This is a genomic window from Serratia sp. CY84636 (assembly GCF_052166245.1).
GTDB classification, from domain to species: Bacteria; Pseudomonadota; Gammaproteobacteria; order Enterobacterales; family Enterobacteriaceae; genus Serratia; species Serratia nevei.
Genome location: NZ_JBJNOX010000001.1, coordinates 825,961 through 850,133, shown reverse-complemented (window position 1 = coordinate 850,133; position 24,173 = coordinate 825,961). Strand labels below are relative to the sequence as shown.

The following is a 24,173-nucleotide window of genomic DNA, read 5'->3' as shown; positions in this document are numbered from 1 at the left end:
CTTTGTTGTCTTGCTGTTCACACCGTAACACCCGGTGGAGGAAGTCCATGCAATGGCGTTTTTCAGCGGCGGCGTCTGGCATACGCCATAGGAAAATAAATCTCAGATAAAAGTCTGGCGGAAAATCAGAAGAGATATAGAGAAAAGGAAAAATGGCACACCCCATTTGCTTAGGGGCTTTTGCTACCAAAACGTGTGCAGCCCTAGCCCTCCAGGCTGAGTGATTTTCCTGGTCAGTGAGGATTTTGCAGAGTTCATTGCTATTGCCGGTTCATATCCAAAAAGACAACACAACCAGCACGATGAAAATGGGAAACAAACTGAAGTACAAGGCCGTATACTTTCTAACCCAACCGACCCTTTCAGTGGGTTGCTGTTGGAGGAAAGCATAAGAAGCTTCCGGCAAATACTCTCCAGCAGCGATTTTAATTTTCTTACGCTCAAGAATTTTTCTAAAGAACCACGCGACAGGAAAACTCCCCAAGAACCCCATCCGGGCCAAGAACTTATCATAGCCTGGCATGAGCAACCCCGCATCGAGATAGTTCTCGACTAGCTGAGCGTAGTTAGACTTATTCTTAACAAACAGCACTAAACTTACTAAAAATAGCAAGATAAAAACAAACCCAAGCGCCACAAAAACTTTTGTTAAAAACAGCTCCACTGCCGACATCCTCTTCAGTCAAAAAATAGCGTGTTTACGCTGTCACCAAACTTGCTTCCAACTTTATCACCAGCGGCTCCGCCTAGCAGCCCTCCCCCCAGCGATCCTACCAATCCACAGGCAAACGCAGCGGCACCACCTGTAGCAACGCCGGCAGCCACACAAATTCCGCCAACCAGCATAGCTCCGCCGCTTCCCCCCAAAATGGCGCCTCCAGTGCTGAAACCAAACTGACTGTACTCTTTGACTGCGACCTTCGGACAGTCCCCCTCACGCCCAGCGGTGCATGCATACATCACTTCATTGGTTGCATTCAAACCTGAGAACGCAATAGCAATATACCCACCACTTTTCATGAAAGTGGCAGCCCGTGAGGCGCCCTCCAGGTAAGTGGCATAACCTCTAATTGCACCAACCCCCGCTGTAGACCATTCGTGAACAATAGACTTACTGGAAAGATTAAGTGCATGCCGCATATCTTCATAGGGTTTAAACTTCACCGCCTTTTGCACCAGTCGCGACAAAACAGGCTTATTTACCATAACCTTAAGCTCTGCGAATAATGCAGCGCGTTCAGCATAAAATTGTTGGCTAATCAGGCTACCTTGAGAGCGAAATTGACTCTGATAACTCCGTTCAATTTTCTGTAACGTAGACTCAATCTGTCGGAAATACTTCTCACCGACATCGCTCGCAGTACCGAATAACTTGTCTCCTGCCGACGTGAGTGCCGCAATGGCGCCATAGTTTCGTTGCAAAAATCCCGCATCATCTGTGGTCATCGGCGCAATGGTACGATTCACATTTTGCTTCGTCAGCCTTAAAAGGCGCATGGTATCAGGTGTGAGGGGGTTTTCTGGATCCATGAGCAGCACAATTTGCCCCGGCTTTAACCACGAACTATCGGCATTGACCGCCATAAATTGTCTGCTGGCATCGTTGGTGCGGCCACCAAAAAGCTGTTGTGCCTGAAAGGCAAGTGGCCCAGGCTGCTCAACAATGCAATAACCGGGAGGAAGAGGTTTGGCCATTAAGATATCCTTTCTCAAATGAAGCACATATTTCAAATCACGGCAAAGCAGTGTGCATGCAAATAGGCAACGGTTGCAACCACAGGAAAGGATTGTTGTGATGTTTAATGGCGCCGGCCCCAGGCCGGCGCAGCAATGCCCGTTTAGAACCGCTGTTTGATAGGTTCATCACTGTTCAGATTGCCGTTGGCCTGCGCTTCCCCGCAGGTGGTGGGGCCAAAGGCCACCACTTTGCCGTCGCTGTTTCTGAAGCCGACGTAGAACGGCGTCACGGTGCCGTTCGGCAAGCGGTGGTTATAGTCGTGGCACACGCCCTGGCCGTTCAGCGTCGGCCGGGTGGCGATCGGCGCGCCGAAATCCCGGCTTATCGAGCGCTTGTCGGCGCCGACGTGAAAGGCCTCGGCGATCTTTTGATCGCGCAACAGGCTGAAGGTATCGCAGCCGGTTAACAACAGGCTCACCGCCACAACGGCACTCCCTAACCCTTTATTCATTTTTCACTCCCTCTATATATATTGAACCTGGCGGCAATTACGCTGTTTTGCCGGGTAAACGTCGGCGAGCGCCCAAGGGCGTGCCTGCTCGCTAGAGCATTAAAAAGAGAAGCCATACAAATTAATGATTCAACGAATGAGATAACCGCCCCATCGCCGTGGAAAGAACCGAATGGAGACGCGTTACAGTTTGCGGATCACATTGCCAATCAGGCATTTCACGGCGTTGACTTGCGCCGTCAGCCCCGGCTTGTCGGCGGGAAACACGCCGTCCAGCGCCGCGGTACCGACGGTGAAGCCAACCGCATTGCCCGTCACCACGGCGGCGATGCGATCTTCGCGGTCGATAGACCCGGCGATATAAACCGGTTTGTCGACCGCATCGCACACCCGCCGAATCAACGTCGGCACGTCGCCGGCAAAGCGGTAGGCCAGCAGATCCAGCCCTGTCACGCCCGGTAAAGCGGCGCGCTGGCGGGCGCTGGCGACAATATCGTCAATGTCACCTTCCAGCACGCTGGGGTGGCCGCTGATGCGGCCGGCAAACGGATAGTAGCGTAGGCCAGACTGACGAATGATCGGCAGCACGCTTTCCGGCCGCGTTCCCCCCATCAATACATCAACGCCCAACGCCAGCGCCGCGCGCGCCGAATTCATCTCGCTTTCCTCATCCAGGCTAACCACTTCCAGATAAGCGGTGGCGCCATCGGCGTGGATCGCCTGCGCCAACTGTTTGAGTTGATCCAGCGGCAGGCCGATATCCTTAAAGCCGATATGCTTCACGCCGGCAGCCAGCACCTCTGGTAGCCGCGCTTGCGCATCGGGCACCGTGCTGTCGTTGCGCGTCAGCATGAAAATAAACTCGGGTGTGTGCATGGTGTTTCCTTATTGTCTTCAGGTGATATGAGTTATTGGGCGTGCAACATTTTTTCCGCCTGCCGGAAGGCGTACAGCAGGCTGGCGTGTTCCGCCCGTCCGCTGCCTGCGATATCGAACGCCGTACCGTGGTCGACCGAGGTGCGGATAAACGGCAGGCCGACGGTGACGTTAACGCCATGATCCACCCCGAGATATTTCACCGGGATCAGGCCCTGGTCGTGATATTGGGCGACCACGATGTCGAACTCCCCGCGCCGGGCGCGCATGAAAACGGTATCGCCGGGCCAGGGGCCGCTGACGTCCAACCCCTGTTCCCGCGCCAGGGCGATGGCGGGCACGATGACGTCAAGATCTTCGCGGCCGAATAGGCCATTCTCCCCGGCATGCGGATTCAGGCCGGCCACCGCAATGCGCGGTTTCGCAATGCCCAGCGCCCGACAGGCCGTTTGCGCCAGATGAAACGCGCGCAGTTCGTTTTCCACGGTCGCCGCGTCGATGGCGTCCCGTAGCGAAACGTGAATGGAAACCAGGATCACCCGCAGCTCGTCGTTGGCCAGCATCATGGCGAAGTCCGGGGTGCCCGAGCGCGCCGCCAGGATCTCGGTGTGCCCCGGATAATCGATCCCCGCCAGGCGCATCGCCTCCTTGTTCAGCGGCGCGGTGACGATGCCGGCGATACGCCCCGCCAACGCCAGATCGATGGCGGCAACCACCCAGGCATAAGACGCCGCGCCCGCGCGCTTATCGAGCCTGCCGAGGGGCAAGTCCGCCGGCAGCGCAACGCCGGCGGAATAGACGGCGATTTCTCCCCGCATCCAGGCTTCGTACCATCCCGCCAGCGAGGCGGGCAGCTCGCGGATGTGCAGCGTCAGCCCCAGACTGGCCGCCGCGCGCGCCAGGGCACCGGCATCGCCAATCACTACATAAGGCGTGCTCAACCGCTCTGTGGCCGCCAGTTTGGCGATGATCTCCGGCCCGATGCCGGCGGGATCGCCCATGGTTATCGCCAGCGGCAAGGTGGAAAGGGTCATCGTTCTTCTCCTTCTCGGTCAGCGCGCAACCGGGTTACGCAGTTCAACAACGTGGCAGCCCGGCCAAAACCGCCCGCCTTGGTGGCGAACGGCAGCCTGCGGCCCGGCAGATTTAACAACCCGAAAGGCACGCCGGGTTCCACCTCACCGAACAGCGTCAATGAGCAGGCCGCCATGGCGTCGACGATACGCCGCGCGGTATCGCCGCCGGTCGCCACCAGCCCGTCGAAGGCGGGCGTGCAACGGCTGACGACCGCGCCCAGCGCAGCGGCATGATCCGCCGCGGCCGCTCGCGACCGGGGCGACATCAGGCAAACCACATCGGCACGCGCAAACGCCGCTCGCACCTCTTGCGCTACCGCCTCGGGATCGGCCGCTTCCGGCAGCGTGACCAGCACCGCGCCCGCCTGCCGCAGGCTTGCCAGCTGGGCGTCATTCGCCGGATGCAGGCTGCCAATCGCCACCAGCACCTTGCGGGCTCGCAGCGGCGGTTGAGCGGGCGGCGCGTTCTCCTCCGAGGACAACGCACGCGACAGCGCCGCCGCCAGGCCCGGCGATCCCACCCACACCACCGGTTCGGCAATGCCGATCCGCCTCACGACCTCATCCAGCTCGCCGTTGTCTGCGGCGTCGAATACCTGAAAGCGCGTCGGTTCCAGCCCCGCCATGCGCTCCATGACGTAGCCGGTGACGATCGGGTTCTTCGGATCGCGCGCAAAGGCGGTCTGCTCCAGCGCGACGCCGTCGACGTATTGCCGGCCGCCCACCGTGGTGCGGCCGGCATCCGGGAAGGCCGGCGCGACGATGGCGAGACGGCGCCCGCTGCCCGTCAGCGCCCCGCGCGTTTCCGGCCCCAGATTGCCGCGCAGCGTGGAATCCACCGTTTTGTAGATGAGGCGCGCCGGTTTCACGCAGGCGGCGGCATGGCGAAAACGCCGCTCTGCCTGCTCCGGCGAAACGAAGCGGGAATCTAAATCGAAGGCGACGATCTCCGCGTCCTGCAACGCGGCATCGGGCAGGCGCAGCATGACGCAGGCGTTCAGTCCGCGTGCGGCGAACGGGGCCGCGCCGTCGAGCGCGCTGGTAAGATCATCGGCGAGAATGGCAATCATCGCAGTTACCCGTAAGTGGAAAGTGATGCACACTTTGGCGGATTTTGCTGGCAATAAAAAACGATTTGCGTAGTATCAATGATTGACAAAAAATCAATCAAAAGGGGGCGCAGTGCGTCAACGAAGATTGCCTAACCTGGCGGTATTGCGGGCTTTCGAAGCTACGGTGCGGTACGGCAGCGTGTCGAAAGCCGCCAAATCTCTCAACGTCACCGACGGCGCCGTCAGCCGCGCGGTGCGCGAATTCGAGCAGACCCTGGGATTCGCGCTGTTTCAACGCACCAGCCGCATGGTGCATCCGACGCCGCAGGCGCAAGAGCTGGCGAGCGAGATCGGCCGGGGGCTGGACAACCTGCAGTCGGCGATCGACCGCGCCTGTCGGCATCATCAGAATCGCCCGTTGGTGATCTCCTGCGAGCCGACCTTTCTGATCCGCTGGCTGATCCCGCGTCTGGCCGGTTTGCAGCAGGCGGTGGGGAAAGAACGCGATCTGCAGCTGGTCTCCGCCGGCGGCGCCGTCGCCTTCTCGCGTGAAGGCATCGATCTGGCGATTCGCCGCAACGATTTCCCGATCGCCGACGACGTGGTCGCCCGCCCGTTCCTCAAAGAACGGGTCGGCCCGGTATGCCGCCGGGAGCATGCCGCGGCGGGGCGTGAACTGCGCGGTACCCTGCTCCACACCGAGACGCGCCCGTATGCCTGGCGCGACTGGTGTGCCCACAGCGGCATCGAGATCCGGCCGGGCAACGAGCTGCGTTTCGAACATTTCTATCTCAGCCTACAGGCAGCGGTCGCCGGTGCCGGTATCGGCATCGGCCCGTTGGCGCTGGTGGCGGATGATATCGTCAACGGCGCACTGGTGGCGCCATATGGCTTTGCGCCTGACGGGACGGATTACGTGCTGATGGCCCAGGTCGACGCCCAGGAGGATGCGATCTTCTCAACGGTGTTGGATTGGCTAATCGCCATGGGGGAAGAAACCGAACGGGCGGTGTTGGTGGGCGAAAAAAAAGCGTAACGGGGGAAAGTCTCCGCCTGCCGCGCAGGGCAAGCGGAGTGGCGTCAGACGGCGATTACTTCTGTTCGGCCTGGCTTACGGTGTCTTCGGCTTTCCAGATGCGGTATTTCACTTCCGCGTCTTTCGGCGCGTATACCACGATCGGCAGGCGGCTGTTGTAGCGCTGCATCGCGGCATCACCCAGGTTGGCGGCGATGAATTGCTTGGTCTTGGTGTTGTCCGGGCAGCCCATCAGCGTGGAGGCCGGATCGGACAGCTTCTCCAGTACCAGGTAGTCATAGCCCCAGCCGGAGAGGGTTTTGGTCTCCAGCGTGCCGCCAATCATGTGGCGGTTGCAGTCCACTTCCAGCGTCTTGCCAATCAGCAGCTCCACCTTGTAGTTCTCTTCGTGCTCTTGCTTCGGCAGGTAGATCACCTGGCGGTTCATGCCCTTCTCGGCTTTCGGGTAAGGCGCGATTTTTTCCAGCGGCTGTTTGCTGATATCCGCATCATCGCCAGAGGTCGCCGCCATGGCGCCGGCGGAAACGGCCATCAGCAGGCCAGAAAATACAACGGATGCCTTGTTCATGTTTTATCCCTACACGTTGTCAAATAATCCGCCTATAAACTAATACACTACAGCCAAGCTCGCCACAGGTTTAATCTTCTTTACAATAGGCGATCAATAGTGACAATCGCCTGATATAGCCGATTAACCGGAGCAATGACTCAGCGTTTCTTCAGGTTGGCAACATAGGCCTTCACCACCTGATAGACATAATCCTGGCATGCCAGCCCGGTTTGCGGATCGTACTTGCCCTGATTGGTGATGTTGTTGGACAACACGCGAATGCCGACGAACGGCACCTTGAACTCGGCGGCGATCTGCGCGGCGGAGGCGGTCTCCATCTCTTCGACCGACGTCCGATAGCGGTCGTGGAAATAGCGAATGCGATCCAGCTCGCTGTTCCATACGTCGGCCGAGCCGATCACCCCTTCCACGACCTTGCCCTGTCGGTAATCGCTCTTAACGCTTTGCGCAATCGCCAGCAGGTTGGGGTCGGCGGGAAACTGACGCAGGCTGTGCGCCTTTTTGTCCTCGCCGGCGCTGCCTTTGGAAGCCAACAGATCCATCGGCCGCCACTGCCGCGAGTCGCTGCCTTCCCCCAACGCCTTGGCCGGCGTTTTGAACGCCCCGAGATTGACCGAATATTTGCCCAGCACGATGTCATATACTTTCAGTGCCGGATCATGGCCGCCGGCGGTGCCCTGGTTGATGATCGCCACCGGGTGAAACTGCGTGGCGGCGATCGCCGTGGCCGCCGCGGCGTTGGACATGCCCTTCAGCGTCTCCGACACCACTACCGGGTAGCCGTCTACGGTGCCGTGCCAAAAGCGCCAGCCGCCGATCTGCTCCTCGCGCGGGTTTTCCAACCGCTGGGCAAAACGTTCCGCCTCCACCGGCATGGCGCCCTGCACCACGATCGGCCCGGCGGCCGCAGGTTGGCCAAAGCTCAGCGGAGAAAAGGCCGCACCGGCAGCCGCCAACAGTAAGACACGCGCTTTATTCTGCATCACCACATTCTCATCCCGAAAAAAAGCAAACGATTACCTTAGCCGAAGGCGGTGGCCTCGGATAGGGTTTTCTTACCGGTGGACTAAGGTTTTCTTAAGACAGAATTATTACAGTGGCGTTATTCAATCCTGCCACCGAGCCTGCGCGTGAATCCAGAATCGTCATTAAATCAATCCTCAACGGCACCGCAAATTAAGACAACCGCCCTTTACTCCCTGCCGGCATCCTTTTACCGTTGGCAGGTTTTTGGCCTGCTGATCAGCGGCCTGCTGTTCCTGTGGCTCTCCCGCAACGAACAGCTGGACTGGGCGATCAGCAACTTTTGGTACGATCCCGCCAGCCGGCATTTCCCGTGGCAAAACAATTATTGGCTGGATCTGATCAACCACCGCCTGCTGAAGCAAATAGTGATCGTCGGGGCGGTACTGACGCTGTTTTGGGGCATCTATCGCCGCAGTGCGCGCCTGATCGTGACCATGCTGTTGATCGGGATCGGCCCGTTGGTGGTAGGCATTCTCAAGGCCACCAGCGCGCACTCCTGCCCGTGGGATCTGATCGAGTACGGCGGCAAAGCGATGTCCTTCCCGCTGTTCGGCGCGGTACCGGCGCTGCCGGGCCCTGGCCGCTGCTTCCCCGGCGGGCACGCCTCGAGCGGTTTCGCGGTCATGGCGTTGTTTTTCCTGTTTTATCCGCAGCGTCCGCGCCTGGCCTGGTGGTGCTGGTGCGGCGGCATTGCGCTCGGCATGCTGATGGGCTTTGGCCAGATCATGCGCGGCGCCCATTTTCTTACCCATAACCTGTGGGCGGGTTGGTGGGTTTGGTTAAGCCAGTTGGCTATTTATTGGACGGTTAGCGGCTATTGGCGCCGCAAGACGAGGTAACGGTTATGGAACAGTTGAACCATTTTCTTTTCGCCTGGATCAATGCGACCCCGGCGTCTCCCGAGTGGATGATCGACTTCGCCACCTTTTTGGCGCGCGATCTGATCATCATCGTGCCGCTGCTGATCGTCGGCCTGTGGCTGTGGGGGCCGCAAAGCCAGCTGGTTTCGCAGCGCCAGGTGGTGGCGAAAACCACTATCGCGCTGCTGTTCGCCATGCTCGCCGCCGCCACCATCGGCGCGCTGCTGCCGCATGAGCGCCCGTTCGTCGCCGGCGTTGGCTATACCTTCCTGGCACATGCGCCGGACAGCTCGTTCCCGAGCGATCACGGCACCGCCATCTTTACCTTTGCGCTGGCGTTTCTGTTCTGGCACCGGGTCTGGTCCGGCGTGCTGCTGATGATCGTCGCCGTCGGCATCGCCTGGTCACGCGTTTACCTCGGCGTGCACTGGCCGCTGGATATGGTCGGCGGTTTCCTGCTCGGCCTGGTCGGCTGCCTGTTCGCCCAGCTGGTGTGGAATCTGTTCGGCGATGTCATCGCCGACAAGCTGTCGCGCCTGTATCGTTTCCTGTTCGCCTTCGCCATTCGCCGTGGCTGGGTGAAAGAGTAACTGCACAACATGACCGGGGCGTTATCGCCCCGTTATTTCACACCACGCCGGTGGTCACGCAAAACGCCCGCGTTTTTCCCGCCCCCAGCATCATTCCCGCCTCTTCCTCCAGCGCATTCGGGCGACAGTTCGCCGGCTGGATAAAAGCCAGCAGCCGCCGGTTGCCCTGAACGGCGATGCGCCGCAGGCCATAGTTGAATTGCCCGGTAGCGAAGCGCGTCACATAGCGCCGGCCTTGCGACGCCAGCATAAAGAACTCGGCCTGATCCACATAGCGCGACAGATCGTCGGAGCACAGCAGTTCCTGCCCGAGCGCATCCCCCAACAGCGCCGGCGCCGGCAGGTTCTGACGGAATACCGCGTCGGGAAGGCAGCCGTAGTTGAGGCGACACACATAGCGCAGCGGCTGCGGCCGCTCGGTTAGGTTGGTGACCGTCATCTCAATGGCGAACTGCGCGCTCTGCGCCGCCAGACGCAGCGCCGGGCCGATGCGCCAACGCCCACCCGCCCGCTCCCCCTCGCCGTGCAACGTCAGCTCATCGCCCGCCAGTTGGAGCCACACGCGTTGCATCTGCAGCGGCTCACCGTCCTGATTCGGCCAGGCAGGACAGAACGCGGCATCGTCAGCGCGCTTTCTTCCGGCGCCCTTTACGCTGCGGCGGCCCGACTTCAGCGAATAACCGTCAAACTCGGCGTCCCAGATCGCGAGGCCCTGATACGGCAAAACCGTCAGTGCGCCACGATGATTCGCCAACGTCAGCATCGGCCCGCGTTCTGTGCAGCGATGCGTACTCACCGCGAAATCCGCATTGCGGAACAGTTCCTGCCGATGCGCCCCGAAAGCTTCAGGAGCCAGATCGATGTTGATCTTCATCTTTTTTCCCTCGACGTTGCGCCCGCGCAGGCCGCGAGCCCTTAAATGTTATTTAAATAACAAATAAAACGCCTTTAAGTTATACCTATAACAGCCTGATAGCGACGATCGGATCGACATTTTTTAAACATCACTAGGTTTATCGGCATCTGAATGTTATTATTTTCACATTACCCATCCCGCTTACTGTCTTAACCTCACTAAGGAATCGCGATGACCACCGAAACCATCGATTACGCCAGCTATGTTGACCACACCCTGCTGGCGATGGACGCCACCGAACTGCAGATCGCCAAACTGTGCGAAGAAGCGCAGCAGCACAACTTCTATGCGGTATGCGTCAACTCCGGCTACGTGCCGCTGGCAGCCCAGCTGCTGCAAGAAAGCACCGTAAAAGTCTGCTCGGTGATCGGTTTCCCGCTGGGTGCCGGCCTGACCGTCGCCAAAGCCTTTGAAGCCAAAGCGGCAATCGCCGCCGGCGCACAAGAGATCGATATGGTGATCAACGTCGGCTGGTTGAAAAGCGGCCTGTTGGACGAAGTGAAAGCCGACATCGCCGCCGTGCGCGAGGTTTGCGCGGCGATCCCGTTGAAGGTAATATTGGAAACCTGCCTGCTCAGCGATGCGCAGATCGTCCAGGTTTGTGAAATGTGTCGCGAACTCGATGTGGCCTTCGTGAAAACCTCCACCGGCTTCAGCACCGGCGGCGCTCGGGAAGAGCACGTCAAACTGATGCGCGAGACCGTGGGCAGCGAAATGGGCGTGAAAGCTTCCGGCGCCGTGCGCGATCGCGCCACCGCCGAGAAGATGATCAACGCCGGCGCCACGCGTATCGGCACCAGCTCCGGCGTCGCCATCGTTTCCGGCGCCCAGCCGGCGGCGGGCAGCTACTGATCGTCGGCATGTCCTGACGGGCACAGCCAATACACTCCGATGCGGGACAATACGGGCGGCCAAGGCGGCCCGATATTGCCCCGCATTGTTGTGTTTAGCGCCGGACACGCCGGCACGCCCTTTTACCTCTACTACCTGTGGGAAGACGGACCTATGGAAACGCGGCGCGAAGAACGTATCAACCGGCTAGTTCAGGCGTTAAAACGCGCTGACAAGATCCACCTGAAAGAAGCCGCCGTGCTGCTGGGGGTCTCGGAGATGACCATTCGCCGCGATCTGAGCGCCGAACCGGCGGCGGTGGTGCTGCTCGGCGGCTATGTGGTGACCGATCCGCGCAGCAACGGCGTGACCAACTACTTCGTTTCCGATCAAAAAGCCAAGCAGGTGACGGAGAAACGGCGTATCGGCCTGCTGGCGGCCCCGTTGATCAATGAAAACGACACGGTGTTTTTCGACTGCGGCACCACTACCCCGGCGATCATCGACGCCATCGCCGACGAGCTGACCTTCACCGCCGTCTGTCATTCGCTGAACACCTTCCTGGCGCTGCAGGACAAACCTAACTGCAAGGTGGTCCTGTGCGGCGGTGAGTTCAAGCCGAACAACTACATCTTTTCCAGCGTCAGCGGCCGTAACGAGCTCGATCACATCTGCCCGAACATCGCCTTTATCTCCGCCGCCGGCCTCAGCCTGCAGCACGGCGCCACCTGCTTCAACTTCGACGAGCTGGAGATGAAGCATCGCGCCATGGCGATGGCGCAGCAAAAGATCCTGGTGGCAGACCACAGCAAGTTCGGCAAAACCAAACCGGCCTGCATCGGCCCCCTGACGCAGTTCGATCGGGTGATCAGCGACCGCCAACCGGACGCCGACTTCATGGCGTTCTTCAACGACAACGCCATCGCTACCCGCTATTAGTCCGCCTTCTGCGCCGTCGAAACCGACGGCGCACCGTTGCAATCCCCTTCTTTTCCCGCCCGAAAATGAACAAATAATGCGCAATCGATTCGCGTTTTTCGCTTATCCGCACGCAACATCAGGTTAATAAAATGCAACAGATCACCCGAGTGATTATTTTCTCGCAGGCTAAACCGGCTGTCGGCTGCGTGAATTAACGACTATTTATGGCTTTTATATGATAAATCGCGCCAAAGGCCGGGATGTTTAAATAAACGGCGGTTTAAGCGATTGCAGCAAATCTCGCCAATACCTGTTAGTTATCTGTTATTTATATGATGAATGGTTACGCATTTTTATCCGCTAACCACGTAAGTAATTTCCCTTCGTTATTAGCGGTGATTTTTAACAAAAAACCATTAAAAACAAATAGATGAATTGAATTTTACTTAAAAATACAATGTGATCTACGTCACTAAAACTGCTTAATCCGGGTTTTTCGCTAGATCCAAAACCACGCATAAAATATATTGCTCGGCTTGCTGCTGAGCACAGCGCTTTATCCGGCTAATTATTGTACAAACCGCATAATCGCAGAAATCTTTATGAGAGCGTTCTCAGCACGAAATCTTACACAAATGTGCAACAAATGCGCGAAAAATCGATAAAAAAGCGGATAACTGCACATATTGCGCATTTGAGAGCAGGATCACGGTTGTTTCTACTGTAAATCGTTATCTTGCCGCCAACAAAAATCGACAGGCAAAGACCTGTCGGCAGCGGTAACGACTTTTATCACCCGTGACGGTGAAAAGTCTTTAGTGAATTACCCGGCGCTGTGCCTTGGTAATGAACGCAATAAACAACCAGGGGGACGCCAAAACATCCCCGCAAGCAACACCTGATTCTTACCGCAAGCGTTGCCTGAATAGGACGTTTGACGGTTTAACCTTAAGTTTTGCCTTTTAATTTTAAATTCGTGTTCACTTCGGAGATATTTATGGACACTACACAGACCGGCACAATTGCCTCTGCGGCCTCGGGCTCCAGCAGTACCTGGCGTAAAACGGATACCATGTGGATGTTGGGCCTGTACGGCACCGCCATCGGCGCAGGCGTCCTGTTCTTGCCAATCAACGCCGGTATCGGCGGTTTGATTCCTCTGATCATCATGGCCATCATCGCTTTCCCGATGACCTTCTTTGCCCACCGCGGCCTGTGCCGTTTCGTTCTGTCCGGCAAAAATCCCGGTGAAGACATCACCGCCGTGGTAGAAGAGCACTTCGGCATCACCGCCGGTAAGCTGATTACCCTGCTGTACTTCTTCGCCATCTACCCGATTCTGCTGGTTTACAGCGTGGCGATCACCAACACCGTCGACAGCTTCATCACCCACCAGTTGGGCATGACGTCGCCACCGCGCGCCATCCTGTCGCTGATCCTGATCGTCGGCCTGATGACCATCGTGCGCTTCGGTGAGCAGGCCATCGTGAAAACCATGAGCATCCTGGTCTTCCCGTTCGTCGCGGTGCTGATGCTGCTGGCGGTGTATCTGATCCCTAACTGGACCGGCGCCATCTTCGAAAACGTGTCGCTGTCCGGCAGCGGTACCGGCATGGGCCACGGCCTGATAATGACCCTGTGGCTGGCGATCCCGGTAATGGTGTTCTCCTTCAACCACTCGCCGATCATCTCCGCCTTCGCCGTCGCCAAACGCGAAGAGTACGGCGCAGACGCCGAGAAGAAGTGCTCCCGCATTCTGGCTTATGCACACATCATGATGGTGCTGACCGTGATGTTCTTCGTGTTCAGCTGCGTGCTGAGCCTGACGCCGGAAAACCTGGCGGAAGCCAAGGCGCAGAACATCTCGATTCTGTCTTACCTGGCTAACCACTTTAACAACCCGATGATCGCGTACATCGCGCCGGTTATCGCCTTCGTCGCCATCACCAAATCGTTCCTGGGCCACTACCTGGGCGCGCGTGAAGGCTTCAACGGCCTGGTTGCCAAGTCGATGAAGAGCCGCGGCAAAACCGTCAGCACCGCCAAGCTGAACCGCATGACCGCTATCTTCATGCTGGTGACCACCTGGATCGTCGCCACCCTGAACCCAAGCATCCTGGGCATGATCGAAACCCTGGGCGGCCCAATCATCGCCATGCTGCTGTTCCTGATGCCGATGTACGCCATCCGTAAAGTGCCTGCCATGCGTAAGTACAGCGGCCACATCAGCAACGTGTTCGTGGTTGTGATGGGTCTGATCGCCATCTCTGCAATCGTGTTCAGCCTGCTCGGCTAATCACGTCCGGCCGGCGCCGCTGCGCGCCGGCCCTCCCGCACTCCCCCATTTCCCGTATTCACCGCCTGAAACCTGAAGAAGGAGGCGAGACCATGGTCAGCGTTTTCGATATTTTCAAAATTGGCATCGGCCCATCCAGTTCCCACACCGTTGGCCCGATGAAAGCCGGCAAACAGTTCGTCGACGATCTGATCGCCCACCAGCAGCTGCAGGACACTACCCGCGTGGTGGTCGACGTGTACGGTTCGCTGTCGTTGACCGGTAAAGGCCACCACACCGATATCGCCATCATCATGGGCCTGGCCGGCAACCTGCCGCACGACGTGGACATCGACAGCATTCCGGGCTTTATCCGCGACGTCGAACAGCGCGGCCGCCTGCCGCTGGCCAACGGCCATCACGAGGTGGATTTCCCGCTGCACGGCGGTATGAACTTCCACAGCGACAACCTGCCGCTGCACGAAAACGGCATGCGCATCCGCGCCTTCGCCGGTGAGCGCCTGCTGCACAGCAAAACCTATTACTCGATCGGTGGCGGTTTCATCGTCGACGAAGAGCACTTCGGTCAGTCCGCCGAGGGCGCCACGCCGGTGCCCTACCCGTTCAAATCGGCGCACGATCTGCAGCAGCATTGCAAAGACACCGGGCTGTCGTTGTCCGGCCTGGTGATGCAGAACGAGCTGGCGCTGCGCAGCAAGGCGGATATCGACGCGCACTTCGCCGACGTCTGGCAGGTGATGAGCGCCGGTATCGAACGCGGCATCAACACCGAAGGCTTGCTGCCCGGCCCGATGAAAGTGCCGCGCCGCGCCGCCGCGCTGCGCCGCATTCTGGTGACCGGCGACAAGAACAATATCGACCCGATGAACGTGGTCGATTGGATCAACATGTTCGCGCTGGCGGTCAACGAAGAGAACGCCGCCGGTGGCCGCGTGGTCACCGCGCCGACCAACGGCGCCTGCGGCATCATCCCTGCGGTGCTGGCTTACTACGACAAGTTCATCCGCCCGGTGAACGCCAACTCCTACACCCGCTATTTCCTGGCGTCCGGCGTGATTGGCGCGCTGTACAAGATGAACGCCTCGATCTCCGGTGCCGAAGTGGGCTGTCAGGGGGAAGTGGGCGTAGCCTGTTCGATGGCGGCGGCCGGGTTGACCGAGCTGCTGGGCGGCAGCCCGGCGCAGGTGTGCATCGCGGCGGAGATCGCCATGGAGCACCATTTGGGGCTGACCTGCGATCCGCTCGCCGGCCAGGTTCAGGTGCCCTGCATCGAACGCAATGCCATTTCCGCCGTCAAGGCGGTCAACGCCGCGCGCATGGCGATGCGCCGCACCAGCGAACCGCGAGTTTGTCTGGATAAGGTGATCGAAACCATGTACGAAACCGGCAAAGACATGAACGCCAAATACCGCGAAACCTCACAGGGCGGGCTGGCGATCAAGGTCGTTGCCTGCAATTGACCGCCACGGCGAATCACTAAAGGCGCCGGCCGTTCCGATCTGGCCGGCGCCGTTTCAATGCCGCTCTTTCCCTGCCGCAACGCCCGGCTGAATGCCGGCTCGAGCCCCCACGGCGCCGGGACGGGCGCTGTGCCGCAGCCAACCGTAAAGTTCGGCATTACGCCGGAATCCCATCTTGCGCATAACGCTCATCTTGTGATTGCTGACGGTTTTCACGCTGATGTCCAGCATCCGCGCAATTTGCGTCACCCCCATCTCCCGCGTCATGCAGCGCATGATCTCCTGTTCGCGCAGCGTCAGGCCTCGGTGCTGGCATACGCAGTTCATGCCACAACCCGGCCTGCCCGGCCATTTGCTGCGCCGCTCCAGTTCGGCGCTCACCTGATACAATGCCGATACCAGCGGCGTATCGTGGTAAATGACGCCGGCCTCCAGCGAGCATCGGGTGCCGACGGTGCGTTTATGCCGCCCCTCCGGCGTTCGCAACGAGAAATACAGCGTTTTACGCCCTGCGGCCTGCGCCTCAAAGAAGTGACAAAAGCAGCTTTGCACGCCAGGAGGAAAATAGCAGAACACCAGATCGGCTTCGTGAACCTGCTGCGCATCCAGTAACAGCGTGCGCTTGCCGTAAGTGCTGAAATGCAGCGCCAGGGCCTCCTGCCAACCGGCGCTGAAGTAACGGTTTTCATCAAATAGCGCGATTTTTATCATGGTGTTCATCCCTGCCCTCCCGCCGTTCCGGCTTCCCGTTTAACCGCCTGGGCCCCCTTTGTCGGAGCCTGACTGTTGTCGATGCGTAATTCATAAATCATGGTGGCGTTAGGTGGCACTTTCGGCGGGTAGCCGGTTTCGCCGTAGGCCAGCGCCGGCGGCACGACCATCGTCAGCGAACCGTGGTTATGCAGATGGCTTATCGCCTCCCTGAACAGCGGCGGATACTCGGACAGCGGTTGCGACAGCACCTTGCCGCTCAGCTCCATATCCTGGATCACCGTGCCGTCGGTCAATTTCTCCTTCACGACCACATCGACCACCGCCGTTGGCGCCAGCACGCCCTCCCCGGCGTAATCCACCCGATACCAAAAGCCCATCGCCGACTGCTTTACGCCCTTTTGTTGACTGAACTGCGCCAGATAATCTTCATCACGCCGCCGCTGTTCGTTAACGCGTTTCTCACGCGCGGCCATGGCGGCGGCATCCGCCTGCGCCGTCAGCGTATTCAGTTCATCCGGCGGCAGCTGCAAACGCCCCGACACGCTATCGATGACGCCCGCCAACAGGCTGTCGCGGTCCACCGGTACGCCCCAGCTTTGACGCTCCGTCACTACCCCCTGAATATCCCGCCCCAGCGCACTGCCCGCCGCATAGGACAAACGCTTGCGTTCATCCTTCAACTGCTCCGGCGTCACCTCCCATTGCAGCCGCTTATGCAGCGCCAACAGCGCTTCGCGCGCCTGCTGGGTCACTTTCTGCTCATCGGCCCGCTTCTGCTCACTCGCCTCCAGCGCGGTACGCAGAGTGTGCAGTTCCTCCTGGTGCTCGCGCTGGCGTTGTGCAAGCGTCTGTGCCGATGCCTGCGCAGCGGACTCCAGCTCGGTGACGCGCCGTTCGGCCTGCATCGCCGTCGCTTTGGTTTTGGCGGTTTCCTGCGTCGCCTGCCGCAGCAGCGCCTCGGCGCGCTGCGCATCGGGCGAGCCGCGCCAGGCGGCGCCCAGCCCGGCGATCCACTGCTGCAGCGTTGACGAATCGGGCAACGTCGCGACGGGTGGTGCCGCTTTCTCCGCCCGCAGCGCGGCGAGTTCCTGGCGCAACACCGTCAGTTCCATTCGCTGGCGCGCCAGCTGTTGGTCACGCGCCAATAATTCCTGGCTCAGCGTAAAAGCTTTGGCCGGGGAACCAGGCTGGTGGGTATCCGACGGACGCTTTGCCGGCTCACGCTTTTTTTGCCCCGCCCCGCGGTCGGCGGGTGCCGCGTTTTCGCTCTTCGGCGCGGTGTTCTGCCGTTGATACTGCTCGGCAAACTGCAGCAGCGCCGGCACACCGTCGTCCGCCTGCGCGACGCCGGTGAACAGCAGAGCCGCACAGCCCAGCAGGCGCAGCCTCATTTAACCTGCTCCCCGCGATCCGCCAAGCCGGTCAACACCGCCTGATTCACCCCGGCGCACAGATAGTTGACCTTGTAGCGATACAGCGCATCCACCGTCTCCTGCGTGTCGCCGTTTACCCGGGCGCGCAGGTTGGCGTACTGCGAAGCGCCGCTCATCAGGCTGTCGAAGGCCTGTTTATAGCGCTGATACTGTTTCTCGTCGATCGTGCGCAATGCACCCAGTTGCTCCTGGCACTGCTGCAGCTGCTCGGCCTCACGCTGCTTGCGCAAAGCCTCTTCTGACGGAGCCTGCACAGCCTGATTTTTGGTGTTCACAGCCGGCTTGCCCGACTTTTGGTTTTGACAGGCGGCGGCGCTCAACGCCAACAGGCACAGCAGGCCCATGCGCAGGGCGCGATTGAGGGGCTTTATCATCATTGCGTTTTTTGTCCTTGTAGACGCTTATTCATATTCCAACGTAAAAGTGGCCACCGCGCTGAAGGTGCCGCGGCCGATGGACTTCGTTTGGATGGCCTCCGGCTCCCCCTGCACATAGGCCTGCAGCGTGAGCGTGGTGTTACCGGCATTCAGGCGGAATTTATCGCTGGCGCGATTGAGCGGCAGCGCCTTGCCGGTGCTGTCCTCCAGCCCGATGCCGATCCCCGAGGCCAGGCTGCCGGCATCCAGCGCCAACAGGCCGGGCAGCTTAGCGTTCTCGGTGCCGGTAAACGTGATGGCCACCGTATTGCCCAGGCTGAGATCGCACTCGGTCAGGTGCAACGCGAAGCTTTGGCTATGGGTGCGGGTGTTCAGATACAGGTATTTGTCGACGATGGTGCCGAAATCCAGTTGGATATCCTCATCTCCCGGCTGAATGACGCACGGCTCGGCTACCAGCGTACCGTGAAAGCGCATGTTTTCCGCCGCAGTCGCCGGCGGCGCCATCATGCCGGCCGCCATGACCATGCCTGCCCCCAACAGCGCGCTCCGGCGCCGGTTCGTCTCTGTCGCGCGCATGTCGCCACTCCCTTTGGTTGTGCTTGCGCCGGTCCGACGCAAGCGGCGTATTAGTCGTAATAAAGGCGGAAATCGATCGCCGCACGGTAGGCGCCGGCGCTCAGCGTCGCCGGGGTTCGCACCGGCGTCACCGTATACGTCAGGGTGTTTTGCCCCGGCGTCAGCAAGATCGGTTTGTTACGCGCGCCGAGGCGCACCGGCAGGCCGCTGGCATCCGCCAACTGCAGCCCCAAGCCGGTGACGCCGGCCACCCTGACCAAACCCGGCGCGTCGTCATCCGCAGGCGCGGCAAACGCCACGGACACCGCAGGTTGACTGCCGCTCCAGGCCAGAACCCCGGTCCAGGCGTCGCGGTTGCTCGCCGGCGCCCGCAGACAGTCTTTCAGCGTCAGCTCGAACGCCACCGGCGTGCCGCGATCGCCCGGGCGCTGGAAGTGCGCCGTCCCCGTCTCCCCCAGCCACACTTCCTGACGAGCGGTGGTCATTTCCAGACTGCAGGCGCTTTCCGTCAACGCGCCGTAGACGTGGAGCGTGCCGTTCGCGCCCTCCACGTCCCAGTTGTCCACCGCGCGGGCCGGCGGCATCAGCATCAGCATCGTGCCTGCCGTCAGCGGTACCATCAGCGCGGCCAATACCGTCAGGCCGATAGTGCGTCGCTGATGACGTTCATAGGCCTTTCCCAACAGCATGGGGATCTTTCGTTGCATGATTCGTTCACTCCGCTGTATTCACTCTGTCTTCCCTGCTTGCGCGCGGATCGTCATTTGGCGACCGGCACGACCTGGCAGGCATTGCCGGCGCAGCGGAAGTTCAACTGCGGCCGCCCACCGTAATCGTTGATGTATGCCAGCGACGGGCCGTTGCCGAGGCTCGCGGCGGAGACGTTCAGCGGGGCACTGGCCTTCGGCGCCACCATCAGCGGTTCAAAGCCCGCCGCTCCTTTTCCGCCCTTGCCGGCGCTCGCCTCAACGATCGTCACGTAATAAGGGGTCGGGTTGTTCACCACGTACTTGTCGCCCTGCCGGGTCAGCGTCAGCTGCTCCTGCCACGGTGCGGCGTTCTTTTTCGGGGCGAGCGCCGCCGGGCGATAAAACATTTTGATGCGCGTCTGCAGCGCTATCTGCAGCGTGTTCGGCTTATTGCTGCGCGGCGGGATCTCGCGCAGGTTGAAGTAATACAGCGTCTCCCTGTCCTGCGGCAGCTGACGCGCGGCCGGCAGCGACTGGATCTTCACCTGGCTCGGTTTACCCGGCTCCACCCGTTGCACCGGCGGCAGCACGGTGAAAGGGCTTTGGATTTTGTTGCCGCGATCGTCTTCGATCCATCCCTGCGCCAGATACGGCAACTGTTTGTTCTGGTTACTGATGTTGAGACTGACCGTTTTCAGGTCGCCGTCGAAAATCACGCGCGTGCGATCCAGCGCGATAGCCGCATGAGCGGGCAGGCTGACCGCGCCGATCGTCAACGCGGCGGCGAGCGGGCCCACAAGGAAAACGGTCTTTCTGGTCATAGTCAGATTCATCATGTCTTCACGGTTCCAGTCGGCCGGAAGCGGACGAGCCCGCTCCGGCGGTTTAGCGGCGGAGCGGGCTCCGCCGGGTGTATGTCAGTTGGCGTCAGCCGCCGGCTTGCTGCCGGTAAGAGGACGGCAAGGCAGCAGCAACGTGTTCATCAACATTTCGGCCGGCAGCGGCGACGGCAGCTGGATTTCACACTGCGCCGCGCCGTTCCAGTGCACGCTCATGCGCTCGCCGGGGTTAAGGCCGGACAGGTAAACGCTGCCGCCGTCATTGATGATGCCGGTCTCCTGTTTGCGGGCATTCAGCACCGTGGCACCAAACGGCGGCTCGCTGCCGTCCGCCAGCTTGACGATCGCCATCGCCTTCTCACCGGCAATCACTTCAAACTTGCGGTAGCCGATGGCCCCCTCGGTCAACGTGGCCTGCACCACGGAACGCGTCGCCTCGACGTTGTCGCTCAGGCTGTTGAGATCGATGCTGGCCTTGTTGCGGTAGTAGCTATTTACATCCGCCACCACCGCCTTGCCGTAACGGTTGGTCAGCACCGTACTGCCGTAGCCGCGCACCGGCACACCGGCGACGCCTTCGGTATCGAGCAGCAAGCGCGTCCCGCCCGGCGTGTTGACGCGGTGCAGCACCGCCCCTTCCGCCGCCATCGTCAGGCCGCCCTGCGCACCGATGCCGACGGCGCTGTAGCGGCCGGCCTGGTAGCTGGCGTTGGCGTTGATCTGCGCCATGTCGCCCTGATGGCTGTAATAACCGCTGGCCGTCGCTCCGCTGCGTGCGGCGCCGGCGCTGATCTGATAGTTGTTGTGTTCATCGACCCGGTTGTAGTACCCGACCCGGTGAGCGTTCTCTTCGCGATCGAGCGTCATGTTGTAACTGAGCGTGCCTGCACTGCCCCAGGGCAGCGACAGCGACAGATACATCCCGTCGTCGTTGCGCTCGTTGTAACGGTTGCGATAGGCCGACAGCGACACGCTGACGTTCTTGAAATCGCCGATGTCGAAGTAGCGCGATACCATCAGGTTGTAACGATCGTTCGGCGCCCGATCCCAGTAGGTTTGGTGGCTATAGTTGAGATAGGTGCTCAGCCCCAGCTCGCGGAACTGCTTGTTGAAGGTGATGGTGTACATCTCCTTGCTCTTGCCGCTGCGCCCCCCTTCGTAACGCGCATCCAGGTAGTCCCCCATGCTCATGAAATCTTCCTGGGAGAAGCGGTAACCGGCGAAGGTGACCTGGCTGTCGTATTCATCGAAGTTCTTCGAATAGCTCAGCCGGTACGAACCGCCGGTCAGCGTGCCATCCTGCGGCAAACGCGCACGCGACTGCGTGGCATCGAATGACAGCGCCCCCAGCGCCATCAGATCGCGCCCGATCCCCAGCGACAGCGCGTTGTAATCGCCGCCGGCGATGCCCCCGCCGTACAGCGACCAGCCGTTGCTGATCCCCCAGGAGAACTCGCCGGTGCCGAACATCGGCCCGCGCAGATGGTGCCCCCACTCCGACGGTTTGCCCGTCGCCAGCTTGTAACGCACCGTACCCGGCCGCGTCAGATAAGGAATGTTGGCGGTGTTCATCTTGAACTCCTGCACGCTGCCGTCTTGCTCTTCGACGCGCACGTCCAGCTCGCCGGAAACCGCATCGTTGATGTCCTGAATGCGGAACGGCCCCGCCGCCACCTGCGTTTCATACAGCACGCGCCCCTGCTGGCTGACCACCACCTTGGCGTTGGTTTTCGCCACGCCGGTCACTTCCGGCGCATAGCCGCGCAGGTTGGGCGGTAACATGCTGTCGTCGGATCGCAGACTGACGCCGGTAAAGCGCAGGCTGTCGAAAATGTCGGAGTTCAGGTAATCCTCACCCATCGTCAGCCGCGAACGCAGCGCCGGGATCGCCCGGTAGGCGTAATAGCGGCTCCAGTCGAACTGTTTATCGGTAGGCTGAGAAGAACCGGTCTGATGGTTGAGGTTGGCCTGCCAGTCGGCGCGCAGACGCCAGGCGCCCAGGTTGGCGCCACCGGTACCGTTGCCGCTCAGGCTGTAACTGCTGCCGCCTTTCTGATGCTTTTGCGTTTGGGCGTTGACGTTATAGTCAAACAGCAGCCCGGGAATACCGTCATCCCAGCGCGAAGGCGGGTCCCAGTTTTCCGAGCTGTATTCCAGATAGGCCTGAGGAATGTTCAGATACAGTGAGGAGCTGGCAAGATCGCCGCGGGCTTCCATCCCCGCCAGACTGGAAGCGTCAAGGCAACGGCCGCCGTGCGTCCAATTCAGCGTGCTTAACAGTTTTTCTTTCAGCCCCAGTTGGTTGACCAATTCTGGCGAAAGACAGGCTTCGCTGCCTTTTGGATCGCTCTCGGGCGCCATAAACGTTACCGGCTGTTCCGGCAGATCGTTCTTATTGACGTGCACCACCATGGTATAAACGCCCGGCATGATGTAGCCGCTGCGCGTAAATTGGCTCAGATCGATATTTTTACGATCGTTGATGTCCAATACGTCGGTATTGAATTGAATCACGTCGGCGGCATAGACCAACGCGATTGGATTTCCCAGAGAAAGGGCAACGCAAAGCCCCAAGGCCTGAAGACGAAATAACTTCCCTGCCGGTGAAAGCATAATAAAGTCCTTTCAATAACGAATTAACCGTCAGTACGAGAAAAAATCAAAAATAATCCAGCTTAAAACGCACTGTGGAAAAATACGCTCCCACCTTCAACGGCTGGTGATTCGGCATCAACGTCATGGAATAATTCAGCACTCGGTTTCCCGGTATTATTCCCTCCATCGGCAAAGGTTTCCCTGGAATAACCGCCGTGCCGCTGCTGTCTTTTATCTCCAAGGCAACGCCGCGCGCATCGCCCTGTACGCCAAACAGAGCACCTTCCGCATAACCATCAAACGTGACCTGAAAGAATTTCCAGTCAGGCTTGTTTTCCGGCCGTTCCAAAATGCAATTGACCAATTCGATACTGAAAGGTTTGGTCATCCCCTGGCCGTCACGAATGATCTGTCCGAGAGGAATAGTGTCCATATCGATCGTCTGATCGCGGCTGCCGGCAGCAATGGCGCAGGCGGTGTCGATAATGGCGCCGTGCATGTTGACTTTGCCCCACCCCTGCGCGGCGGAAATTGCATAGCCGGGCGCAAACGCCAACGACGCCAAAAGAACGGCACCCGCTCGATTCCTTGGTAAAAACATCGCGACATTCCTTTGACAGGGAGATTCACCAGGCATGCGGCGAACCCCATGCCTGGTTGATTAAGCCTTCGGACTCACTTACTGATAAGCCAGGGTGAAATCGGCTACGGCAGTGAAATCGCCCGGAACGATGGCGGCGGAAGCGCCTTCACCCTGCAGGTAGGCGGCGAAATGCAGGGTATTGTTGCCGGTGTTCAGGGTCTGCGCGGTAGTCGCTTCACCCAGTTTGATCGGCTGACCATTGTAAGAGATGGCTACGCCGGCGCCGCTGGCGGTACCCGCGATACCCAACAGATCCTTGTCGGTGGACGACGCTACGCCGCTGAAGGTGGTTTTAACGGTTTTCAGCGTGGTGATATCACACTGCTCCAGTTTGATTTCAAACGGACGCGGGTTGGATTTGCCGCCGTTTTTCAACGCCACGTTGGAAACCTGGCCCAGATCTACGGTCTGATCGATCGACTCGGGTGCAATAGAGCATGGCGCATCAATAATAGAGCCCGTGAAGGTGACCTTACCGTGTCCCTGATCGGCTGCCTGTGCAAAAGAACTTGCGCCAAATGCAATCACTGCAGCCATCATGATTTTGTTAAGTTTCATAGAACCTATATTCCTTATAAGAAAAAATGCATATTCCAATCAAGAA

Annotated in this window: 25 protein-coding genes; 7 read left to right on the top strand and 18 right to left on the bottom strand. The window is 59.6% G+C overall.

The genetic code is table 11. From position 1 onward, the window contains the following. Positions 1 to 271 precede the first annotated feature (271 nt). The 6 genes from ACJ8QI_RS04240 to ACJ8QI_RS04215 all read right to left on the bottom strand — a co-directional run bounded on the left by ACJ8QI_RS04240 (position 272) and on the right by ACJ8QI_RS04215 (position 5,211). The gene (locus ACJ8QI_RS04240; RefSeq protein WP_336842982.1) at positions 272 to 664 is read right to left on the bottom strand and encodes a hypothetical protein; all 393 of its coding nucleotides are present in this window, start codon (positions 662 to 664) and stop codon (positions 272 to 274) included. A gap of 14 nt (positions 665 to 678) precedes the next feature. Next, entirely contained in the window at positions 679 to 1,695 is a 1,017-nt protein-coding gene (locus tag ACJ8QI_RS04235; protein ID WP_100396476.1) for a hypothetical protein, read from the bottom strand. 143 nt (positions 1,696 to 1,838) lie between these two features. Continuing rightward, entirely contained in the window at positions 1,839 to 2,189 is a 351-nt protein-coding gene (locus ACJ8QI_RS04230; protein ID WP_197801812.1) for a hypothetical protein, read from the bottom strand. 183 nt (positions 2,190 to 2,372) lie between these two features. Further along, complete coding sequence (locus tag ACJ8QI_RS04225; RefSeq protein ID WP_442532112.1) at positions 2,373 to 3,065, bottom strand: hypothetical protein; 693 nt, start codon at positions 3,063 to 3,065, stop codon at positions 2,373 to 2,375. A gap of 32 nt (positions 3,066 to 3,097) precedes the next feature. Next, complete coding sequence (gene pdxA / locus ACJ8QI_RS04220; protein ID WP_442532111.1) at positions 3,098 to 4,099, bottom strand: 4-hydroxythreonine-4-phosphate dehydrogenase PdxA; 1,002 nt, start codon at positions 4,097 to 4,099, stop codon at positions 3,098 to 3,100. Continuing rightward, positions 4,096 to 5,211 (bottom strand): four-carbon acid sugar kinase family protein, encoded by a 1,116-nt coding sequence (locus ACJ8QI_RS04215; protein ID WP_442532110.1) that lies wholly within the window; start codon positions 5,209 to 5,211, stop codon positions 4,096 to 4,098. Before ACJ8QI_RS04215 ends, pdxA begins: the two co-directional genes overlap by 4 nt. A gap of 112 nt (positions 5,212 to 5,323) precedes the next feature. On the opposite strand from ACJ8QI_RS04215, the gene ACJ8QI_RS04210 reads away from it, so the two are divergent. Next, positions 5,324 to 6,229 carry a LysR family transcriptional regulator gene (locus tag ACJ8QI_RS04210; protein WP_442532109.1) on the top strand — a complete coding sequence of 302 codons (906 nt, stop codon included), beginning with the start codon at positions 5,324 to 5,326 and terminating at the stop codon, positions 6,227 to 6,229. 55 nt (positions 6,230 to 6,284) lie between these two features. On the opposite strand, the gene eco is transcribed toward ACJ8QI_RS04210, so the two are convergent. Together eco and ACJ8QI_RS04200 are read right to left on the bottom strand one after the other, a co-directional pair. Beyond that, a complete protein-coding gene (gene eco / locus ACJ8QI_RS04205; protein ID WP_049202226.1) occupies positions 6,285 to 6,797 on the bottom strand; it encodes a serine protease inhibitor ecotin in 513 nt (170 codons plus the stop codon). A 140-nt stretch (positions 6,798 to 6,937) separates the two neighbouring features. Continuing rightward, positions 6,938 to 7,783, bottom strand: coding sequence for a 5'-methylthioadenosine/S-adenosylhomocysteine nucleosidase (locus ACJ8QI_RS04200; protein ID WP_442532133.1), 846 nt, complete (start codon positions 7,781 to 7,783; stop codon positions 6,938 to 6,940). Positions 7,784 to 7,930: 147 nt separating this feature from the next. Between ACJ8QI_RS04200 and ACJ8QI_RS04195 the strand changes: the two genes are divergently transcribed. Together ACJ8QI_RS04195 and ybjG are read left to right on the top strand one after the other, a co-directional pair. Then, positions 7,931 to 8,665, top strand: coding sequence for a phosphatase PAP2 family protein (locus ACJ8QI_RS04195; RefSeq protein ID WP_070913975.1), 735 nt, complete (start codon positions 7,931 to 7,933; stop codon positions 8,663 to 8,665). Between the two features lie 5 nt (positions 8,666 to 8,670). After that, complete coding sequence (ybjG, locus tag ACJ8QI_RS04190) at positions 8,671 to 9,276, top strand: undecaprenyl-diphosphate phosphatase (RefSeq protein ID WP_060421609.1); 606 nt, start codon at positions 8,671 to 8,673, stop codon at positions 9,274 to 9,276. Positions 9,277 to 9,313: 37 nt separating this feature from the next. Here the strand turns inward: ybjG and ACJ8QI_RS04185 are convergent, their stop codons facing one another. Continuing rightward, positions 9,314 to 10,150, bottom strand: a complete 837-nt coding sequence (locus ACJ8QI_RS04185) for a hypothetical protein (RefSeq protein WP_442532108.1) — start codon at positions 10,148 to 10,150, stop codon at positions 9,314 to 9,316. Positions 10,151 to 10,363: 213 nt separating this feature from the next. On the opposite strand from ACJ8QI_RS04185, the gene deoC reads away from it, so the two are divergent. The 4 genes from deoC (at position 10,364) to ACJ8QI_RS04165 (ending at position 15,700) form a co-directional block, all read left to right on the top strand. Continuing rightward, positions 10,364 to 11,044 (top strand): deoxyribose-phosphate aldolase, encoded by a 681-nt coding sequence (gene deoC, locus ACJ8QI_RS04180; protein ID WP_038881133.1) that lies wholly within the window; start codon positions 10,364 to 10,366, stop codon positions 11,042 to 11,044. A 153-nt stretch (positions 11,045 to 11,197) separates the two neighbouring features. Further along, the gene (deoR, locus tag ACJ8QI_RS04175) at positions 11,198 to 11,962 is read left to right on the top strand and encodes a DNA-binding transcriptional repressor DeoR (protein WP_060421601.1); all 765 of its coding nucleotides are present in this window, start codon (positions 11,198 to 11,200) and stop codon (positions 11,960 to 11,962) included. Between the two features lie 979 nt (positions 11,963 to 12,941). Further along, positions 12,942 to 14,240 carry an HAAAP family serine/threonine permease gene (locus tag ACJ8QI_RS04170; RefSeq protein ID WP_038881129.1) on the top strand — a complete coding sequence of 433 codons (1,299 nt, stop codon included), beginning with the start codon at positions 12,942 to 12,944 and terminating at the stop codon, positions 14,238 to 14,240. 92 nt (positions 14,241 to 14,332) lie between these two features. Then, the gene (locus ACJ8QI_RS04165) at positions 14,333 to 15,700 is read left to right on the top strand and encodes an L-serine ammonia-lyase (RefSeq protein WP_025302221.1); all 1,368 of its coding nucleotides are present in this window, start codon (positions 14,333 to 14,335) and stop codon (positions 15,698 to 15,700) included. A gap of 54 nt (positions 15,701 to 15,754) precedes the next feature. Here ACJ8QI_RS04165 and ACJ8QI_RS04160 read toward each other — a convergent pair whose 3' ends face one another. From ACJ8QI_RS04160 to ACJ8QI_RS04120, 9 genes are all read right to left on the bottom strand, one after another. Continuing rightward, positions 15,755 to 16,420 (bottom strand): response regulator transcription factor, encoded by a 666-nt coding sequence (locus ACJ8QI_RS04160; RefSeq protein WP_060440316.1) that lies wholly within the window; start codon positions 16,418 to 16,420, stop codon positions 15,755 to 15,757. After that, entirely contained in the window at positions 16,417 to 17,805 is a 1,389-nt protein-coding gene (locus ACJ8QI_RS04155; RefSeq protein WP_343179315.1) for an FKBP-type peptidyl-prolyl cis-trans isomerase N-terminal domain-containing protein, read from the bottom strand. Before ACJ8QI_RS04155 ends, ACJ8QI_RS04160 begins: the two co-directional genes overlap by 4 nt. After that, a complete protein-coding gene (locus ACJ8QI_RS04150) occupies positions 17,802 to 18,224 on the bottom strand; it encodes a hypothetical protein (RefSeq protein WP_060435266.1) in 423 nt (140 codons plus the stop codon). The genes ACJ8QI_RS04155 and ACJ8QI_RS04150 overlap by 4 nt, the downstream gene beginning before the upstream one ends. A gap of 24 nt (positions 18,225 to 18,248) precedes the next feature. Continuing rightward, positions 18,249 to 18,803 (bottom strand): fimbrial protein, encoded by a 555-nt coding sequence (locus tag ACJ8QI_RS04145; RefSeq protein ID WP_100396930.1) that lies wholly within the window; start codon positions 18,801 to 18,803, stop codon positions 18,249 to 18,251. A 50-nt stretch (positions 18,804 to 18,853) separates the two neighbouring features. Further along, positions 18,854 to 19,492, bottom strand: coding sequence for a fimbrial protein (locus ACJ8QI_RS04140; RefSeq protein WP_063989367.1), 639 nt, complete (start codon positions 19,490 to 19,492; stop codon positions 18,854 to 18,856). A gap of 71 nt (positions 19,493 to 19,563) precedes the next feature. Beyond that, a complete protein-coding gene (locus ACJ8QI_RS04135) occupies positions 19,564 to 20,328 on the bottom strand; it encodes a fimbria/pilus periplasmic chaperone (RefSeq protein WP_048321394.1) in 765 nt (254 codons plus the stop codon). An 81-nt stretch (positions 20,329 to 20,409) separates the two neighbouring features. Continuing rightward, positions 20,410 to 22,944 carry an outer membrane usher protein gene (locus tag ACJ8QI_RS04130; protein ID WP_442532107.1) on the bottom strand — a complete coding sequence of 845 codons (2,535 nt, stop codon included), beginning with the start codon at positions 22,942 to 22,944 and terminating at the stop codon, positions 20,410 to 20,412. 46 nt (positions 22,945 to 22,990) lie between these two features. Further along, positions 22,991 to 23,527, bottom strand: a complete 537-nt coding sequence (locus ACJ8QI_RS04125) for a fimbrial protein (RefSeq protein ID WP_060421578.1) — start codon at positions 23,525 to 23,527, stop codon at positions 22,991 to 22,993. A 78-nt stretch (positions 23,528 to 23,605) separates the two neighbouring features. Next, the gene (locus ACJ8QI_RS04120; RefSeq protein WP_025302212.1) at positions 23,606 to 24,127 is read right to left on the bottom strand and encodes a fimbrial protein; all 522 of its coding nucleotides are present in this window, start codon (positions 24,125 to 24,127) and stop codon (positions 23,606 to 23,608) included. Positions 24,128 to 24,173 lie beyond the last annotated feature (46 nt).